The organism is Sphingobium sp. DC-2, from assembly GCF_000722555.1.
GTDB classification, from domain to species: domain Bacteria; phylum Pseudomonadota; class Alphaproteobacteria; order Sphingomonadales; family Sphingomonadaceae; genus Sphingobium; species Sphingobium quisquiliarum.
The window spans coordinates 1-16,538 of sequence record NZ_JNAC01000003.1; the positions used below are offsets into that span (position 1 = coordinate 1).

The 16,538-nt window shown below is 64.4% G+C and carries 18 protein-coding genes and 1 pseudogene; 12 read left to right on the plus strand and 7 right to left on the minus strand.

Annotated features, from left to right (window positions below):
• Together ET21_RS0100765 and ET21_RS0100770 are read left to right on the plus strand one after the other, a co-directional pair.
• A pseudogene (locus tag ET21_RS0100765) lies at positions 1-500 on the plus strand (response regulator); the annotation flags it as partial.
• A gap of 71 nt (positions 501-571) precedes the next feature.
• Positions 572-1,381, plus strand: coding sequence for a class III extradiol ring-cleavage dioxygenase (locus ET21_RS0100770; protein ID WP_030538201.1), 810 nt, complete (start codon positions 572-574; stop codon positions 1,379-1,381).
• 3 nt (positions 1,382-1,384) lie between these two features.
• On the opposite strand, the gene ET21_RS0100775 is transcribed toward ET21_RS0100770, so the two are convergent.
• The 4 genes from ET21_RS0100775 to ET21_RS0100790 are packed head-to-tail and all read right to left on the minus strand — an operon-like array spanning position 1,385 to position 3,850.
• Positions 1,385-1,921, minus strand: a complete 537-nt coding sequence (locus ET21_RS0100775) for a (2Fe-2S)-binding protein (protein WP_021237834.1) — start codon at positions 1,919-1,921, stop codon at positions 1,385-1,387.
• Positions 1,918-2,394: a DUF2721 domain-containing protein gene (locus ET21_RS0100780; RefSeq protein WP_021237833.1), complete on the minus strand. Its 477-nt coding sequence runs from the start codon at positions 2,392-2,394 to the stop codon at positions 1,918-1,920. Before ET21_RS0100780 ends, ET21_RS0100775 begins: the two co-directional genes overlap by 4 nt.
• Positions 2,391-2,609: a hypothetical protein gene (locus ET21_RS0100785; protein ID WP_030538202.1), complete on the minus strand. Its 219-nt coding sequence runs from the start codon at positions 2,607-2,609 to the stop codon at positions 2,391-2,393. The genes ET21_RS0100780 and ET21_RS0100785 overlap by 4 nt, the downstream gene beginning before the upstream one ends.
• Positions 2,610-2,641: 32 nt before the next feature.
• Positions 2,642-3,850 carry an LL-diaminopimelate aminotransferase gene (locus ET21_RS0100790; RefSeq protein WP_021237831.1) on the minus strand — a complete coding sequence of 403 codons (1,209 nt, stop codon included), beginning with the start codon at positions 3,848-3,850 and terminating at the stop codon, positions 2,642-2,644.
• Between the two features lie 140 nt (positions 3,851-3,990).
• On the opposite strand from ET21_RS0100790, the gene ET21_RS0100795 reads away from it, so the two are divergent.
• The 5 genes from ET21_RS0100795 to ET21_RS0100815 all read left to right on the plus strand — a co-directional run bounded on the left by ET21_RS0100795 (position 3,991) and on the right by ET21_RS0100815 (position 9,682).
• Positions 3,991-5,730, plus strand: coding sequence for an alpha/beta hydrolase (locus tag ET21_RS0100795; protein WP_030538203.1), 1,740 nt, complete (start codon positions 3,991-3,993; stop codon positions 5,728-5,730).
• 128 nt (positions 5,731-5,858) lie between these two features.
• Positions 5,859-6,716, plus strand: coding sequence for a phasin family protein (locus tag ET21_RS0100800; RefSeq protein ID WP_030538204.1), 858 nt, complete (start codon positions 5,859-5,861; stop codon positions 6,714-6,716).
• 111 nt (positions 6,717-6,827) lie between these two features.
• Positions 6,828-7,235, plus strand: a complete 408-nt coding sequence (gene clpS, locus ET21_RS0100805; protein ID WP_021237828.1) for an ATP-dependent Clp protease adapter ClpS — start codon at positions 6,828-6,830, stop codon at positions 7,233-7,235.
• A 73-nt stretch (positions 7,236-7,308) separates the two neighbouring features.
• A complete protein-coding gene (locus ET21_RS0100810) occupies positions 7,309-9,087 on the plus strand; it encodes a sensor domain-containing diguanylate cyclase (protein ID WP_030538205.1) in 1,779 nt (592 codons plus the stop codon).
• A gap of 217 nt (positions 9,088-9,304) precedes the next feature.
• Positions 9,305-9,682, plus strand: coding sequence for a MerC domain-containing protein (locus ET21_RS0100815; protein WP_030538206.1), 378 nt, complete (start codon positions 9,305-9,307; stop codon positions 9,680-9,682).
• A gap of 68 nt (positions 9,683-9,750) precedes the next feature.
• Here ET21_RS0100815 and glpX read toward each other — a convergent pair whose 3' ends face one another.
• Positions 9,751-10,734 (minus strand): class II fructose-bisphosphatase, encoded by a 984-nt coding sequence (gene glpX / locus ET21_RS0100820; RefSeq protein ID WP_021237825.1) that lies wholly within the window; start codon positions 10,732-10,734, stop codon positions 9,751-9,753.
• 155 nt (positions 10,735-10,889) lie between these two features.
• On the opposite strand from glpX, the gene ET21_RS0100825 reads away from it, so the two are divergent.
• The gene (locus ET21_RS0100825; RefSeq protein WP_156028972.1) at positions 10,890-11,195 is read left to right on the plus strand and encodes a hypothetical protein; all 306 of its coding nucleotides are present in this window, start codon (positions 10,890-10,892) and stop codon (positions 11,193-11,195) included.
• Between the two features lie 14 nt (positions 11,196-11,209).
• Here the strand turns inward: ET21_RS0100825 and ET21_RS0100830 are convergent, their stop codons facing one another.
• On the minus strand, positions 11,210-12,514 hold the full coding sequence (locus ET21_RS0100830) for a homoserine dehydrogenase (protein ID WP_021237823.1): 1,305 nt from the start codon (positions 12,512-12,514) through the stop codon (positions 11,210-11,212).
• A 109-nt stretch (positions 12,515-12,623) separates the two neighbouring features.
• A complete protein-coding gene (locus ET21_RS0100835; protein WP_030538208.1) occupies positions 12,624-13,493 on the minus strand; it encodes a hypothetical protein in 870 nt (289 codons plus the stop codon).
• A 251-nt stretch (positions 13,494-13,744) separates the two neighbouring features.
• On the opposite strand from ET21_RS0100835, the gene ET21_RS0100840 reads away from it, so the two are divergent.
• The 4 genes from ET21_RS0100840 to ET21_RS0100855 all read left to right on the plus strand — a co-directional run bounded on the left by ET21_RS0100840 (position 13,745) and on the right by ET21_RS0100855 (position 16,335).
• The gene (locus ET21_RS0100840) at positions 13,745-14,404 is read left to right on the plus strand and encodes an energy transducer TonB (protein WP_030538209.1); all 660 of its coding nucleotides are present in this window, start codon (positions 13,745-13,747) and stop codon (positions 14,402-14,404) included.
• A gap of 67 nt (positions 14,405-14,471) precedes the next feature.
• Positions 14,472-15,230, plus strand: coding sequence for a MotA/TolQ/ExbB proton channel family protein (locus ET21_RS0100845; RefSeq protein WP_030538210.1), 759 nt, complete (start codon positions 14,472-14,474; stop codon positions 15,228-15,230).
• 112 nt (positions 15,231-15,342) lie between these two features.
• Complete coding sequence (locus ET21_RS0100850) at positions 15,343-15,831, plus strand: biopolymer transporter ExbD (RefSeq protein ID WP_030538211.1); 489 nt, start codon at positions 15,343-15,345, stop codon at positions 15,829-15,831.
• An 81-nt stretch (positions 15,832-15,912) separates the two neighbouring features.
• Positions 15,913-16,335 carry a biopolymer transporter ExbD gene (locus ET21_RS0100855; protein WP_030538212.1) on the plus strand — a complete coding sequence of 141 codons (423 nt, stop codon included), beginning with the start codon at positions 15,913-15,915 and terminating at the stop codon, positions 16,333-16,335.
• The last annotated feature ends 203 nt before the right edge of the window (positions 16,336-16,538 follow it).

The window sequence follows — 16,538 nt, forward strand, 5'->3', positions numbered from 1 at the left end:
GAAAGGCGGAGCTTTCCTACCGGCTTGCCGGGCTGGAGGCGCATTTCTGCATCCCATCGACCCATGTCGCATCCGTCCTGCCGAGCATTCCGGGCGTGGACCGCGGCAAGGCGCCGCCCGCCGCCATGCCCGAACTGTTGCAGGGGCGCCATGTTCTGCTGGTCGAGGATAATATGATCATCGCCATGGATGGCGAGGATGCGCTGCGCGATCTGGGCGCGGAAACGATCATCACCGCCGCCAGCATCGGCCGCGCGCGCGAGGCGATCGCGCTGCACCGGATCGATTTCGCCGTGCTGGATTTCAACCTGGGGAATGAAACCAGCCTGCCCATCGCCGATCTGCTGAGGGAGCGGGGCGTCTCCTTCCTCTTCGCGACCGGCTATGGCGACGGCCTGGAACTGCCCGATCGCTACAAGGATGTCACGCTGCTCAAAAAGCCCTATTCGGGCATGACGCTGGCGCAGGCGATCGCCCCGGTGATTGGCGAGGGTGGCTGAGCCACGGCGCGAAACGGAAGGTTTCGCCGCCTGATGTTGCGCTTCGCCGCGCTTGCGGCGATCTAGGGGGCATGAAACAGCCCAGCCTCTACATACCGCATGGCGGCGGTCCCTGCTTCTTCATGGACCCGTCAGATCCCGATCGTCCGCACAGCGATCCCATGTGGCACCCGATGCAGGACTATCTGGCGGGACTGTTCGCCAGCCTGCCGGAAAAGCCGCGCGCGCTGCTGATCGTGTCGGGCCATTGGGAAGAGCCGCAATTCACCGTCCATCATGGCGGCAGGCCATCGCTGCTGTTCGACTATTATAATTTTCCGCCGCACACATACACGCTGCGGTGGGATGCGCCGGGCGATCCGCAACTGGCGGACCGGATGGACGCGCTGTTGCGGAAGGCTGGCTTTCCGGTCGCGCGGGAAGAGGAGCGGGGCTGGGACCATGGCGTCTTCATCCCGATGAAGGTGGCGGTGCCCGGTGCCGACATTCCCGTGGTGCAGCTCTCCCTCAAGCAAGGGCTCGATCCCGCCGCACACATCGCCGCCGGCCGCGCGCTCGCGCCGCTGCGGGACGAAGGCGTGCTGATCATCGGGTCGGGGATGAGCTTTCACAATATGCGCGTGCGGGGCCATGACGGCACCGGCCGGGCGGTGGAGTGGGACGATGCGCTCACCAGCGCCGTGACCGATCCCGATCCGCAACGCCGCGCCGCCCGCGTCGCCGCGTGGGACAGGCTACCTTACGCCCAGTTCGCTCATCCGCGCGAGGAACATCTGCTGCCGCTGATGGTGGCGCTGGGCGCGGGCGCCGACGACGCCGCGCGGCTGGACCATCGCAGCGCGGTGATCGGCTGGACCGTGTCGGCCTATCGTTTCGGCTGAGGATCAGGGCCTGCGCAGCGCGGGAACGGTGCGGGCGGCATCTTCGGGCGTCACGCCGGGCGGCGGCGCTGCCTCCACCTGCTCCTCGCCGCGCATGATCCGGCCTGCCCGGCGGATGGCGGCGCGCAGCCGGGGATAGATGCCGCACCGGCATATGTTAGTGACGAAGGCGTCGATTTCTTCATCGCTCGGATCATTGTTGCGTTTCAGCAGCACGGCGGCGGTCATGATCATGCCCGGAATGCAATAGCCGCATTGCGACACATTGTCGGCGGCGAACACCTGTTGCAGCGGGTGGCCCCGGTCGGGCGACAGCCCTTCGATCGTGGTGACGAAGCGGCCTTCGGCATTGCGGATCGAAAGCTGGCAGGACCGGACCGCATCGCCATCGATATCCACCGTGCAAGCGCCGCAATGACCCGTGCCGCAGCCATATTTGGTGCCGGTCAGGTTGGACGCATCGCGCAGCGCCCACAGCAGCGGCGTGTCCGGGTCCATCCGATATTGGACCGGCCGGTCGTTGACGGTGAATTTGGTCATGCCGCCTCGTCCCCCTCCGCCTGATGGTACAGCACTTCGTTGCGGATGTGGATCGTGCGGGAGGCGAGGCGGATTTCCTGGATGAAGGTGCCGAAAGCCGCCGCCTGGAGCAGCATGGCCAGGATGAACAATATGGCGACCAGCGTGCCCAGATGCGCGCTGAGCAGGTTGCCCGCGAACAGCAGGATGACCACCAGGCACACCGCGCAGGCGGACGCCACCGTCAGGAAGATGGATGAGTTCACCACGCTCATGCGGCGGTCGAGCACGCGGATTTCCTCCACCATGCGGTCATGTTCCTTGCCGCGCGTGGTCAGGATGCGTTCCTCCACCCGCCGCGCGCGGTCGATGATGCGGGCGAGCCGCCCCACGCAGACGTTGAGGAACGCGCCGATCCCCGCCAGCAGGAACACGGGCGCGAGCGCGAGCTGGATCGTCTGAGCGACCTGCGAAACCTGGGGAATGGGGATCATCGCCTGCCTGCCGTCATCTTGTCCACAAACCAGCGCACCGCGATGAAAATGGCAAGGGCTGACAAGGGCGCGATCCACAAGATGGCGCCAGCATCATTCTTGTGCGCGCAATCCGCTTCCGCCACGCAATCGCCGAACACCGATCCCACGAACAGGACCGCCGACGCCATCAGGAACAGCGCCGCGGACAGGCAGCCGCACGCGCTTCCCAGCATGCGCGGCCGGTAGCCCCGTCCGTCAGTCCCGCTCAGGCAGCACCCTTGGCCGGCGTGTTGATGCCCATGGATTTCAGATATTGCTTGATGTTGCGGGCGGCCTGCCGCAGCCGCTGCTCATTTTCCACCATGGCGATGCGGACATAGCCTTCCCCATCCTCGCCATAGCCGACGCCCGGCGCGACCGCGACCTTGGCATGGGTCAAAAGCTGCTTGGAAAATTCCAGGCTGCCCATCTCCTTGAGCGCGGGGGGCAGCGGGGCCCAGGCGAACATCGACGCCTTGGGCGCGGGGATTTCCCATCCGGCGCGGCCGAACGCCTCCACCATCACGTCGCGGCGCTTGTGGTAGAGTTCGCGGTTCTTCTGGACGATGTCCTGCGGCCCGTTGAGCGCGGCGCAGGCGGCCGCCTGGATCGGCGTGAACGCGCCATAGTCGAGATAGGATTTCACCCGCTTGAGCGCGGTGATCAACTGCCGGTTGCCGACCGCGAAGCCGATCCGCCATCCCGCCATCGAATAGGTCTTGCTGAGCGATGTGAATTCGACCGCGACATCCTTCGCGCCCGGCACCTGGAGGATGGAGGGCGTCGGATTGCCGTCATAATAAAGCTCGGAATAGGCAAGGTCGGACAGCACCCAGACCTTGTTCTCCTTCGCCCAGGCGACCAGCCGCTCGTAAAAGGCAAGGTCCACCGTTTCGGCCGTCGGGTTGCTGGGATAGCCGACCACCAGGATCGACGGGCGCGGCACGGTGAAGGCCATCGCCCGTTCCAGCGACTTCCAATAATGTTCGTCCGGCGTCGTCGGGACCGACCGGATGGTCGCGCCAGCGATGATGAAGCCGAACATATGGATGGGATAGCTGGGATTGGGCGCCAGCACGACATCGCCCGGCGCGGTGATCGCGGTGGCCAGGCTGGCCAGCCCTTCCTTCGACCCCATGGTCACGACCACTTCGGTTTCGGGGTCCAGGTCCACGCCGAAACGGCGGCCATAATAATTGGCCTGCGCGCGGCGGAGGCCGGGAATGCCCATCGATTGGGAATAGCCATGCGCGCTCGGCTTCTGCGCCACTTCGCACAGCTTGGCGATCACATGGTCCGGCGGCGGCAGGTCGGGATTGCCCATGCCAAGGTCGATAATGTCCTCGCCCGCGGCTCGCGCGGCGGCCCGCATCGCGTTGACTTCAGCGATGACATAGGGCGGCAGGCGCTTCATGCGGTAAAATTCTTCGGACATTATAGGCTTTCCTGAAAGGTCTCCGTGGAGGATAGTGATCGGCGCACGCGATGCGTGACGCGCTTTGGCTATAACCCGCCCGGCAGCGGCGCGCTAGCGAAAGCGGCGGGCAGGGTGATGCCAGGATAGGGAAGGTGGCCATGAAAGCGAACGACCTGGGTGAACCGCATCTGCCGACGCTGGAGCAGATGCAGCAATGGACCCAGGTGCTCGGCCGCGCGCAGCAGCTTTTGCTGGAGCAGGCGGCGGGGGCGACCGGACGGGCGCTGCCGTTCGACGCCGAAGCCGTGGCCCGCATCCAGACCGGGTTCGCCGACGAAGGATTGGCGCTGTGGCAGCGCTTTCTGGACGCGGGCGGCATGTTGCGCGACAAGCCGGAACCGCCGCCGCCCGGCAGCCCTGCCGCCGTCAAGGACCGCCGCTTCGCCGATCCGGCCTGGTCCAACCATCCCTTTTACGACCTGATCCGGCAAAGCTATCTGCTGCTGTCGGACTATCTGCTCAAGCTTGCCGATGCGGTCGATGATGCCGATCCCAGGCAGAAGGCGAAGCTGCGTTTCGCCACCAGCGGGCTGGTCGATGCGCTGGCGCCCACCAATTTCGCCTTCACCAACCCCGCCGTGATCGAAAAGACGCTGCAAAGCGGCGGCGAAAATCTGGTGAAGGGTTTGCAGAACATGCTGGCCGATCTGGAAAAGGGGCAACTGACCCACACGGACGGCACGAGCTTCGAAGTCGGGCGCAATATCGCCGCCACGCCGGGCAAGGTGATCAAGGAAACCCCGCTCTATCAGTTGATCCACTATGCCCCCACCACGGAAACGGTGCTGGAAACGCCGCTGCTCATCTTCCCGCCATGGATCAACCGCTTCTACATCCTCGATCTGTCGCCGGAAAAAAGCTTCGTCAAATGGGCGCTGGATCAGGGGATCAGCGTCTTCCTGCTGTCCTGGAAGTCGGCCGATGCGTCGATGAAGGATCTTTTGTGGGACGATTATATAGTGGACGGGCAGGTGGATGCGATCGACACGGTCCGCGACCTGCTGGGCGTGCAGAGCGTCCACACCATCGGCTATTGCGTCGCCGGGACGACGCTCGCCGCGACGCTGGCGCTGCTGGCGGCGCGGGGGCAGGCGGACAAGGTGGCGAGCGCCACCTTCTTCACCGCGCAGGTGGATTTCAGCGAAGCGGGCGACCTTGGCCTTTTCATCGACGATGAACAGATGAAGCTGGTGGAGCAGTTGTCGGCGGGCGGCTTTCTCGACGGGCGCTACATGGCCGCCACCTTCAACCTGCTGCGCGGGCGGGACCTGATCTGGAACTATGTCGTCAACAATTACCTGCTCGGCCAGGATTATCCGCCGTTCGACCTGCTCTACTGGAATGGCGACACCACCAACCTGCCCGCCCGCTGGCACAGGGATTATCTGACGCAGCTTTACCGCGACAACCTGCTGGTCGTGCCGGACGCGCTCAGCGTCGACGGGACGCCGCTCGACCTGCGAAAGATCAGGACGCCCGCTTATGTCCAGGCGGGGCGGGAAGATCACATCGCTCCGGCGCAAAGCGTGTGGAAGCTGACCCGCCATCTGTCCGGGCCCGTCCGTTTCATCCTCGCCGGGTCGGGGCACATCGCCGGAGTGATCAATCCGCCCGCTGCGGGCAAATATCAGTTCTGGTCGGCTGACGAACCGCAGCCCGATCTGGACGCGTTCATCGCGGCGGCGAAGGAGACGAAGGGAAGCTGGTGGCCCGACTGGCTCGGCTGGATTCGGTCCCTGGGCGATTCGACGGTTCCGGCGAAAGGCGCGCGCCAGCCGGGCGGGGGAGCGCTCAAGGCGATCGAGGATGCGCCGGGGCGTTACGTCAGGACCCGATGAGCCACTGAATAGCCGCGCTTTTTTCCGGCGGTCCAACTGCTGCATTATCCTTTGTTGCAGTGCACAAAAAACGTCTTGAAACTGACATCGAGACAACTTATTGTGCATTGCAGCAAAGGAGGATGACCATGGCAGTGACCCCCAAGGCAGTTCCTCGCAAGCCGGTGGCTGCGAAGAAGGCAGCATCTACTCTTTCAGCCGGTGAGGCTTTGAAAGCGGCGGAAGCGGCCGTAGGTTCCGATCCGGCGCCCGTGAAGCCGAAACCCGCCGCGCCGCAAAAGGCGGTGGCGCGCAAGCCTTCCCCGGCGGCCAAGGCTGATCCGGTTGCGATCGCCGCCGCCACGACCGCGGTAGATGCCGCGCCGGAGCCGGCCGGTGCGGGCGAGGCGGTCGAGCCTGATCCGTCCCTGCCGATCGCCGTTGCCGATGAAGCTCCGGCGGAACTCAAGGGTACTGACAGCCTGTCATCCGATACGGGGCCGGTAGAGCCCCTTTCCCAGCGTGCAGAAGGAATGAATGTGATGAACGACGTGATTGAAAACGGAAAGAAGTTTGCTGAAGAAACCAAGGCCAAGTTCGAATCGGTCTATGCCGGTCTGAACGAAAAGGCGAAGGCGAGCGTCGAAAAGTCGACCAAGGCGATCGAAGAACTGAGCGACATCACCAAGGGCAATGTCGAAGCGCTGGTCGAATCCGGCAAGATCGCTGCCAAGGGTTTCGAAACGCTGGGCCAGGAAGCCGTCGATTACGGCCGCAAGAATTTCGAAAAGGCGACCGCGTCGATCAAGAGCTTTTCGACCGTCAAGACTCCGACCGAATTCTTCCAGCTGCAAAGCCAGCTCCTTTCGTCCAGCTTTGACGAGCTGACCAAGGAAGCGGCCAAGAGCAGCGAAGCGCTGATCAAGCTGGCCGGTGAAGTCGCCCAGCCGCTGACCGCGCGCGTGACCGTCGTCACCGACAAGGTGAAGTCGTCCTTCGCCGCCTGAGCGCGCAAGCACTGAACTGACAGCTTTAAGGCACGGCCTCCGCCCACGGGTGGGGGCCGTTTCCTTTCGGCACGGCGCGGTCCTGCGCAACTGGACCAGCCCGCCCTTGCCATGGACGATCGAATCGCCATATTCTTGGTCGACATGAGCAGCATCGGCAAATTGGCATTTCCCGCAATGATGGCGGGCAGGGATCAGGACGACCAGGGCGAAGGCCCCGGCGGCCCCAATGTCGGCATCGCGACCCGCACGCGCGCGCGGACGAAGAAGCCGTCCCTCTACAAGGTGCTGATGCTGAACGACGATTACACGCCGATGGAGTTCGTCGTGCATGTCCTCCAGCAATTCTTCCGCATGGACATGGAGGAAGCGACCCGCGTGATGCTGCATGTCCACCAGCGCGGCGTCGGCGTGTGCGGCATCTTCAGCTATGAAGTGGCGGAAACCAAGGTCAACCAAGTGATGGATTTCGCCCGACAGAACCAGCACCCGCTGCAATGCACGCTGGAAAAGGCCTGACCGCTTTTCCGGCAGCCGAGCGGCCAATATACTATAGCATATGTTAACCATGGCGGCGTAAAGCCGCTTGGTGATGAGCCTTTCTTCCGTTTCCTCCAGACTTGCGCCTTTATTGGCGGGGGTGGCCTATTTTCTTTTGGCCGCGCTGGCGTTGCTGGTGTCCCGCTTCGAAGGCGGCCTGGCCTATATCTGGCTCGCCAACGCCCTGCTGATGGCGGAGCTTCAGCGTTCCGGCCTCCGGCGCTGGCCCGGCATCCTCCTGTGCTGCGCTATTGCCAGCATGCTGTCGACGGCTCTCTTCGGCATGGGGCTGATCGCGGCGGTGCCAATGGCGCTGATCAACATGGCGGAGGCGTTGATCGTCGCCCTGCTCTGCCGCCATTTCGCGCCGGGCCGTGACCTGACCGGCGCGTCGAAGCGGCCGCTGGTCGTCTTCGTGCTGGCGCTCAGCCTTCCCGCGAACATCATCACCGGCCTCGCGGCGGCCTATGTCGCATCTTCGCTGACGCCGGTATCCTTCGGCGCGTCCTGGCTGCAATGGTATAGCGGCCATGTGCTTGGCGGCCTCATCTTCGCGCCCATGCTGATCATGTTGTGCCAGGGGGACGCCGCGCGCTGGCTCCGGGAATCCTCGCGCAGGAGCAAAGCGGAGGCCGTGGCGCTTCTGGGCATCTTCGCCCTGTTCACCGCTTTTATATTCTACTTCGCTCGCTACCCGATGCTGTTCGCGCTGTTGCTGCCCATGGTCGCGATCGCGTTCCGCATCGGCTATCTGGGCGCAGCCGCTTCGGTCGTCGTGCTGGCCATCATCGGTGGCATGGCGACGATGACGGGCCACGGGCCGTTTCATATGGTGTCCGGCTCCATGGGCGAGCGTATCCAGTTCCTGCAACTCTTCCTCGCCTTCAGCTTCCTGCTGATCATCCCGATCGCCGCCGAACTCGCCCAGCGCCGCCGCCTGTTCCAATTGCTCCAGGAAAGCGAGGCGCGCTACCGCGCCATCGCCGAACATAGCGGCGATGTCGTGCTGAATGTCAGCGTCGAAGGCGTCATCCAATATGCCTCTCCTTCGGCGGCGGAGCAGTTGGGATGGGAGCAGGGCATGCTGATCGGGCGGGACGCGGCGGACTTCGTCGATCCGCTGGACCGGGGTGACGTGCTGCGTTCTCACCGCCGCGCGCTGGCGCATCCGGGGGATGTGCAGACGGTCGAATTCCGTCCTCTTCCGGCGGCCGGGGATCTCAACTGGTGTGAAATGGTGATCCGCGCCGTGGTGGACGAACGGGGCGTTCCCACCGGCGTGATCAGCGCGATTCGCGACGTGTCCCGGCACAAGGCGCGGCAGAACGCGCTGCAAAGGGCGGCGTCCACCGATTCGCTGACCGGCGCCGACAGCCGCCGCGCCTTCATGGACAAGCTGGAGGATGAACTGCGCCGCACCGCCAATGGCGAGCGTTCCTGCCTGCTGCTGGTCGACATAGATCATTTCAAGTCGGTCAACGACCGCTATGGCCACATCATCGGCGACACGGTTCTGTCCAACTTCGTCGCGCGTCTGCGGCCGGGCCTGCGCGGAATGGACAGCATCGGGCGGCTGGGCGGCGAAGAATTCGCGGTCCTGCTCGTGGGGGTGGACGTCCACCGCGCCAGCCTGATTTGCGAGCGGTTGCGCGATCTTGTCTCCGGCCAGCCGATGCGGATGGACACGGGCGAGTCGATTTCCATCACCTTCAGCGCGGGGCTGGTGGAATTGAGCGGCGCTGTCAGCACCACTGAATTGCTGGAAGCCGCGGACAAGGCGCTCTATCGGGCGAAGCATGGCGGCCGCAATTGCTTGAGGCTGGCGGCCTGACGCCACCATGATGCGCTCCTGCGCAAGCAGGGGCCCAGTCGAGAGCGCGAACCTGCCTTCCTCCCTTCACCGGAACGGGGCCGGTGGGACCGGATAGACTTACCGGCGGAGCAAGCGCTCAGCATTTTCCCATTCGACCAACCCGATCCCCCCGGCGCGATAAAGTCATCAATGATATGTTGTAACTTCATCCTGTCTGTCCTATGTATCCGCGACCATGCCGACGAGTTTCCGATCCGCCCTGATGACGGGCCGCCTTGATCGCATAGCGATCGCCTTGTCAGGCATGTGCGTTGCGCATTGCCTGGGCACGGCCGTGCTTCTGGGCATGCTGGCGTCGGCGGGCGGCGTTTTCGACAATCCGCTTTTCCATGAAGTGGGGCTGGTGCTGGCGATCCTGCTCGGCGCGGTGGCGCTGGGCCATGGCGCGGTCATGCACGGCTATATGATGCCGGCCGCGGTCGGATCGCTGGGGCTGGGGATCATGGCGGGCGCGCTGACGCTGGACCATGGATGGCAGGAAAGCGCCTATACGCTGCTTGGCGTCGCGATCCTGGCGCTCGGCCACGATCTCAACCATCGCGCGGGCCGCTGAGCCTTTTCCAACCGGCATGAAAAAGGGGACCTGCGGGTCCCCTTTCTGCATTCGCGATGGCGGCCGGATCAGACGTGCTTGCGATCCAGATGATGTTCGCCCTTCACCCAGCGCACGGTGCCGGTGCTGGCGCGCATCACCACGCTTTCCGTGGTCAGCTTGCCGCCCGGCAGGCGCTTGACGCCCGCCAGCAGCGACCCGTCAGTGACGCCGGTCGCCGCGAAGATGCAGTCGCCCTTCGCCAGTTCCTTGAGGTCATAGACCTTGTCGAGATCGGTGATCCCCCATTTGCGGGCGCGGCCGCGCTCGTCATCGTTGCGGAACAGCAGCTTGCCCTTGAACTGGCCGCCGACACAGCGCAGCGCGGCGCAGGCCAGCACGCCTTCGGGCGCGCCGCCCGATCCCATATAGATGTCGATGTTCGTTTCCGGGTCGGTCGTGGCGATCACACCGGCCACGTCGCCGTCCGGGATCAGCATGATGCCGCAGCCGATCGCGCGCAGCTCCGCGATCAGCTTTTCATGGCGCGGCCGGTCGAGCACGCAGACGATGATCTCGCCCGGCTCAACGCCCTTCGCCCTGGCGACCGCCTCCACATTCTCCTTCACGGAACGGTTGAGGTCGATCACGCCTTCGGGATAGCCGGGGCCGACGGCCAGCTTTTCCATATAGACGTCGGGCGCGTTCAGCAGGCCGCCTTCTTCCGAAATGGCCAGCACCGCCAGCGCGTTCGGCCCCGCCTTGGCGGTGATGGTCGTGCCTTCCAGCGGATCGAGGGCGATATCGATCTTGGGCCCGCTGCCGATCGCATTGCCGACCTTTTCGCCGATATAGAGCATCGGCGCTTCGTCGCGCTCGCCCTCGCCGATGACGACGGTGCCGTCCATGTAGAGGTCGTTGAAGGCCAGGCGCATCGCTTCGACCGCGGCGGCGTCGGCGGCCTTTTCGTCGCCCCGGCCGATCAGCTTGGAGGCGGCTATGGCGGCTGCTTCAGTGACGCGCACCATTTCAAGCACCAAGACGCGATCGAGAATCGAGCTAGCCTGCACCATGGGAATTCCTCTGCTTTCTCTAAGTCGATGAGGCGATAGGAGGTCGTCTGCCCCTTGTCGAGCCGTGCCGTCTTGAGAACCGGCTTTTCATGTTGAAGATGCAACGGATCATCGAACGGATCGTTGGTGCGGTAACATCTTCAAAGGGCCGCATAATGATCGTCGCCGTGATTGCCGCAAGCCTCGCCACGTCCGCGGCGCTTGTTCCGCGCAAGTCAACCGGCGCTGCTCCCTGCCATGCCGTGCCGTCGCTCTGTATCGGGAGCGGGGAGGAGAAGGCGCACCCGCCCGCGGAATCACAGCGGCCTTCGAGCGACACCAAGATGAGCGCCTATCGCTTCGACGCGCGCCCTTGCCGGGTGATCGGCAATATGGGCTGTCCCAAACAGGCGCGGCTCAAGCTGTTCCGGCTGGGCGAGCCCCTGCGCGAGACCTTACTGCGGAGCTTCGGGCCGCGCTGACGGGCAGCGGCCGCTCAATCCAATATGTGCATGACCATCGGCGCTTGCAGCAGGCTGTCCGATCCGGCCAGCCGCTCCAGCGTGTCCCGCACGCAGCTTTCCTCGCCCGCATGGGTCACGATCGCGACGAGAACGCCGTCCTGCTGGTTTGCGCCGCGCTGGATCATGCTTTCGATCGACACGCCCGCATCGCGCGTCGCGGCGGCGATCTCGGCCAGAACGCCGGGGCGATCCTGCACCTTGAAGCGCAGATAGGCGCGTCCGACGCGCTTGCCCGCATCGGCCGGCGGCTGTTGCGCCAGCGCCGCCACGGGCATGGCGAAGGCGTCGCCATATTCGTCGCGCGCCACGTCGATCAGGTCAGCAACGACCGCCGAAGCCGTGGGGCCGTCGCCCGCTCCGCGTCCCTGGAAGAACAGCCTGCCAACGAAATTCCCCTCCGCCACAACAGCGTTCAGTGACCCATCGACATGGGCGAGGGGGTGGTCGAGCGGCACCAGCATGGGATGGACACGCTGGAACAGCCCCTCCGGGCCGTTTTCCGCCATCCCGACCAGGCGGATGCGGAAGCCCAGCGCCGCCGCTTCGGCGATATCCGCGGCGATGACGTGGCGGATGCCGGTCGTCGCCACATTGTCGAAATCAAGCTCGGTGCCGAAGGCCAGGCTGGCGAGGATGGTCAGCTTGTGCGCGGCATCGACGCCATCGATGTCGAAGCTGGGGTCCGCTTCGGCATAGCCCAGCTCCTGCGCTTCCTTCAGCACATCGTCGAAGCTGCGCCCTTCCTTCTCCATCGTGGTGAGGATGTAGTTGCAGGTGCCGTTCAATATGCCATAGACGCGCGCAATCTCATTGGCGGCGGCGCCTTCGCGCATGCCTTTGATCACCGGGATGCCGCCCGCGACCGCTGCCTCATATTTGAGGGCGATTCCTGCCTTTTCCGCCAGCGCCGCGAGGTCGAGCCCATGGTGGGCCAGCATGGCCTTGTTCGCGGTGACGAAGGGCTTGCCCGCCGCCAGGCACTGCCGCGCCAGGGTGAGCGCCGGGCCATCCGCCCCGCCGATCAGCTCCACCACCACGTCCACATCGTCGCGCCCCGGCAGGGTCGTCATGTCGTCGACCCACTCATAGGGCGACAGGTCGACGCCGCGATCCTTGTTCCGGTCGCGGGCGGAGATGGCGACGATCTGGATCGGACATCCCGCGCGGCGGGCGATCAGCTCGCCATTGGTCTGCAACAGCCGGATGACGCCACCGCCCACCGTGCCGAGACCGACAAGCGCGACGCGCAGCGGGGCATGGCGGTGAAGATTGGTCATGGCTGTGTTTCGTCCTCAGGCTGGCATGAAGCCGCGCTGATAGCCGCCAACGCGCCGCTGTCCAAGGAAAAGAGGGCGGGACGGGCGCAGGCGCTGCACCAGGGCGCCGTCAGGGCAGCGTCCTCCGGCGCTCGCATGGGCCCAGCGCCTGCATGACCAGCGCATAATCGGCGCGCGCGGCGTCGGCATCTCCGGGGGGCAGGGCGCGGACGGAGGGAGCGGGCAGGGCGGCGGGCAGGCTGCACGCCAGGCGATACCAGAGCAGGCTGCCCGGCGTGGGCGGCGCGGCGGCTTCGTCCACGATCTCGCCCAATGCGACGGCCCAGCGCGGCTGCTGGCCGGGGCGGCGCAGGATCGACAGCGACACCGGATCGCCATTTTCCGTACGCAGGAAGATCTGCGTCTCGCTTTCGCCCGCGACCGTACCTTTGACGTGAAAGGCATCGCCAACGCCAGTGATGCGCGGCGGCGCGCCGTTCGCCACCAGGCCGGACAATATGGCCTTGACCTGCTCGACCGTGGCAGGGTCCGCCGGGATCTGCGCATCGCGCGCCACCAGCTGGATGTCGCCGGGCCGCGCGCCGCGCGTGGCGAACAGGATCATGCGGGCCTTCTTCAACTTGGGCAGCTTGCCGCGCGCATTGACCGGAGCGTCATACAGGTAGCGGACGGACGGGCTGATCCCGCCATCGCCCCGAATCAGGCTGTCCACATCCGCCTCTATATAGAGCCTGCGATATCCTTGCGGCACGGTTCCGGCCCGTTCCGGGGCCAGCGCGATGATGCTGCGAATACGCACCACTGCCACCAGCGAAGATGCATCGGAAAGGTCGGTCAGGTCGGCATAGGTGAGCGGTCCGGCGGCGGCCGCGGCAAGGCCGCTGCCGGGAGTCTGAGCCGCCAAAACACCAGGGTATGCGGCGGAAATGAGGCATGTCGCGGCGAGGGAAAAAAGCTGGATGGCGGATTTGTTTCTCATGTTCGTCCTAAGGATCGACCGGCGTGACATTGTTGTCACAGGCAAGTCATTCTGCTGTAAAATATTAATAGCAATTGACTGTATCGATAAAGCGTTTGCGTGGCACGGTGCGCCGCGATAGGAGTTCGCAAGGTAGCAAATAAAAGGGCAGGGGCCAAAGGTGACCGGGGAAACCCTGGCCAGCTGGGGCTACTTTTCGCTTATTTGCTTATAATCAACTGGTAAGCTGAGTTAAGGAGTGTCGTTGCCGAATGGCCTATGCTGACCACTCGCAAGGATCGAGTCGGACGATCTCGATCATCATCGTCGCCCTTGTTCACGCTGTTCTCGGTTATGCTTTCGTCACCGGTCTTGGCATGAAATATGTCAAAAAGGCGGCGGAACAGCTGAACGTGATCGACGTGAAGGAGGAACCGCCGCCACCTGACGAGGAGCCGCCGCCGCCGCCGCCGGATCAGCCGGTCGAGCCGCCGCCGGTCGTCGCTCCGCCGCCCATTGTCCAGACGCCGGCCCCCGCGCCGCCGATCCAGACTGTTCGCACGCCGCCGCCGGTGTTCAACCCGGTTCCGGTCGCTGCGCCTCCGCCGCCGCCGGCTCCGCCGCCGCCGCCCACTCCAGCGACGCGTGCAACGCCGCGCAGCTCGCCGGGCAGCTGGCTCAGCGATGCCGACTATCCCAGCCGCGCGCAGCGTGAAGAACGTTCGGGCACCGCTGGCTTCCGGCTGGAGATCGGCCCGGATGGACGTGTCACCAACTGCACCATCACCTCTTCGACGGGCCATGCGGACCTTGACGAGGCGACCTGCCGCCTGCTTCCCCGCCGTGCGCGGTTCAAGCCGGCGACGGCTGCGGGGGGCGGCCCCATGTCCGACACCTACAATGGTCGCATCACGTGGCGACTGCCTGAATGATTTTGGCGGGAAGGCCGGCGCCGCCGCCTTCCCCGGTTATTGATCCTTTGAGAGGGAAGTCTTGAAAATGTTGATGTATCTCGCAGCAGCAGCCGCGCCTAAGCCCGAGAATCCGTATGGGCTCATGGAAGCCTTGGAGCAGGGGGGCACGATCGCATGGACCGTGTTCATCATTCTGGTCGGCATGTCCGTCGGCACCTTCTACATCCTGTTCACCAAGCTGATCGAGCAGCAGAAGGTCATCAACCAGGGCAAGAAGGTGCGTGCGACCTTCTGGCGCGCCGCGACGCTGAAGGAAGGTTCGGCGAAGCTGGAAAAGAACTCCGCCTACAAGCAGATCGTCGATGACGGCATCAAGGCGCAGGAAGAACACACCAAGCTGACCGATCCCGTCGAAGCCCATGACTGGCTGCACGGCTCGCTCGCCCGTTCGGAAGCGTCGATCAACTCGAAGCTGGGCGGCGGCCTCGCCTTCCTCGCGACCGTTGGTTCGACCTCGCCGTTCATCGGTCTGTTCGGTACGGTTATCGGCATCTACCGCGCGCTCATCAAGATCGGCGCCGCCGGTCAGGCCTCGATCGACGCCGTCGCCGGTCCGGTCGGTGAAGCTCTGATCATGACCGCGCTGGGTCTGGCCGTGGCCGTTCCCGCGGTGCTCGCCTACAACTTCTTGCAGCGCCGCAACAAGTCGATCGCCGAGCAGCTGAACGGCTTCACCGTCGACCTGCTGGCTCACCTCGTGTCGAACGGCGCGGTGAAGCCCACTTTGGCTCCGGCTCCGGCTGCTCCGGCCGCCAAGCCTGCCGCGGCTGCGACCAAGGCCTGATTGGTCAAGCGCCGGCGGGGAACCGGCGGGCGGCTGCGACCGCCAAGGTTCCCTGCCGGTCGTGGGCCCTGCATGACGGGGCGCCATCGACACGGATGTTAGGAAATTATCAATGGCAATGAGTGTTGGCTCCGACGGCGGTGATGACAAGCCGATGTCCGACATCAACACGACGCCGCTCGTCGACGTCATGCTGGTGTTGCTCATCATCTTCCTCATCGCGGTCCCGGTCGTCGTCCAGACGGTTCAGCTACAGCTCCCCAAGGTCGCGTTCGAGCCGACGACGACGAAGCCGGAAAATGTCTCCCTGTCGATCACGACGGGCAGCGACGGCAGCTGTGCGGTCTATTGGAACCTGACCAGGGTGTCTTCGGACGAGCTGCTCGACCGCGCGGTCGCGAAGCTCGAAGCGGACATCAAGAAGGCGGGCGGCGTTGAAAATCTGACGCCGGAGGATCTGCCCGAAGTGCATATCCGCGGCGACATCAATACCCCCTACCGGTGCATCGGCGGCACCATCTACACGATGCAGCGCGCCGGTTTCCCGAAGGTCGGCTTCATTTCCGAGCCCGAACCGGGCACGAATGTGCAGCGGCTTTAAGCAGAGTCTTTTGTTGACGCATTTTCGAACCGAATGGCCGGCAAGCGGCCATTCCCGGAAATGCTCTAGGAGTATCGCCCCATGGCAATGAGTGCCGGAAGTGAAGATGGCGAGCCGATGGTGGAAATGAACACGACGCCGTTGATCGACGTCATGCTCGTTCTCCTCATCATGTTCATCATCACCATCCCGATCCAGACCCACGCGGTCAAGATCGACCTGCCGCAGAACGCGCCGCCGACCGACAGCGTCATCGATCCTGTCAAGAACAAGGTGGCGATCGATGCCAGCGGCGTCATCACCTGGAATGGTTCGGCCATCGACCTGCTGACCCTGCGTCAGTATTTGCAGCAGTCGCTGCGTTTGCCGGTCGAACCCGAATTGCAGTTCCAGCCGAATGCTGCGACCCGCTATGTCGTGGTTGACGAGGTGCTGGCGGAAATCAAGCGCGCGGGCGTGACGAAGCTGGGCTTCGTCGGGAACGAGCAGTATAGCCGTTTCTAAGGGCTGATCACGCCGCCGCCGTCTGGCCGGGAATCTGACTTCCCGTTTCCGGGCGCGGACAAAGGCGACGCAATCAGCTTGCGACAGACGCTGATCTAACGGGGCCGCTGATGCGGCCCCTTTTTTGTGCGCGCTGCAAGCTTCATTGTTTTTTTACCTCGATCGGCGATCATCCGGCTTGGGAATGCGATGGTCATCATGGG

Coding starts and splice junctions, on each gene's coding strand:
- ET21_RS0100845 (WP_030538210.1), top strand. CDS start 14,472: ATGTTGATGTATCTCGCAGCAGCAGCCGCGCCTAAGCCCGAGAATCCG.
- ET21_RS0100770 (WP_030538201.1), top strand. CDS start 572: ATGAAACAGCCCAGCCTCTACATACCGCATGGCGGCGGTCCCTGCTTC.
- ET21_RS0100785 (WP_030538202.1), bottom strand. CDS start 2,609: ATGCTGGGAAGCGCGTGCGGCTGCCTGTCCGCGGCGCTGTTCCTGATG.
- clpS (WP_021237828.1), top strand. CDS start 6,828: ATGGACGATCGAATCGCCATATTCTTGGTCGACATGAGCAGCATCGGC.
- ET21_RS0100780 (WP_021237833.1), bottom strand. CDS start 2,394: ATGATCCCCATTCCCCAGGTTTCGCAGGTCGCTCAGACGATCCAGCTC.
- ET21_RS0100775 (WP_021237834.1), bottom strand. CDS start 1,921: ATGACCAAATTCACCGTCAACGACCGGCCGGTCCAATATCGGATGGAC.
- glpX (WP_021237825.1), bottom strand. CDS start 10,734: ATGGTGCAGGCTAGCTCGATTCTCGATCGCGTCTTGGTGCTTGAAATG.
- ET21_RS0100790 (WP_021237831.1), bottom strand. CDS start 3,850: ATGTCCGAAGAATTTTACCGCATGAAGCGCCTGCCGCCCTATGTCATC.
- ET21_RS0100810 (WP_030538205.1), top strand. CDS start 7,309: ATGAGCCTTTCTTCCGTTTCCTCCAGACTTGCGCCTTTATTGGCGGGG.
- ET21_RS0100800 (WP_030538204.1), top strand. CDS start 5,859: ATGGCAGTGACCCCCAAGGCAGTTCCTCGCAAGCCGGTGGCTGCGAAG.
- ET21_RS0100825 (WP_156028972.1), top strand. CDS start 10,890: ATGATCGTCGCCGTGATTGCCGCAAGCCTCGCCACGTCCGCGGCGCTT.
- ET21_RS0100835 (WP_030538208.1), bottom strand. CDS start 13,493: ATGAGAAACAAATCCGCCATCCAGCTTTTTTCCCTCGCCGCGACATGC.
- ET21_RS0100840 (WP_030538209.1), top strand. CDS start 13,745: ATGGCCTATGCTGACCACTCGCAAGGATCGAGTCGGACGATCTCGATC.
- ET21_RS0100830 (WP_021237823.1), bottom strand. CDS start 12,514: ATGACCAATCTTCACCGCCATGCCCCGCTGCGCGTCGCGCTTGTCGGT.
- ET21_RS0100850 (WP_030538211.1), top strand. CDS start 15,343: ATGGCAATGAGTGTTGGCTCCGACGGCGGTGATGACAAGCCGATGTCC.
- ET21_RS0100855 (WP_030538212.1), top strand. CDS start 15,913: ATGGCAATGAGTGCCGGAAGTGAAGATGGCGAGCCGATGGTGGAAATG.
- ET21_RS0100795 (WP_030538203.1), top strand. CDS start 3,991: ATGAAAGCGAACGACCTGGGTGAACCGCATCTGCCGACGCTGGAGCAG.
- ET21_RS0100815 (WP_030538206.1), top strand. CDS start 9,305: ATGCCGACGAGTTTCCGATCCGCCCTGATGACGGGCCGCCTTGATCGC.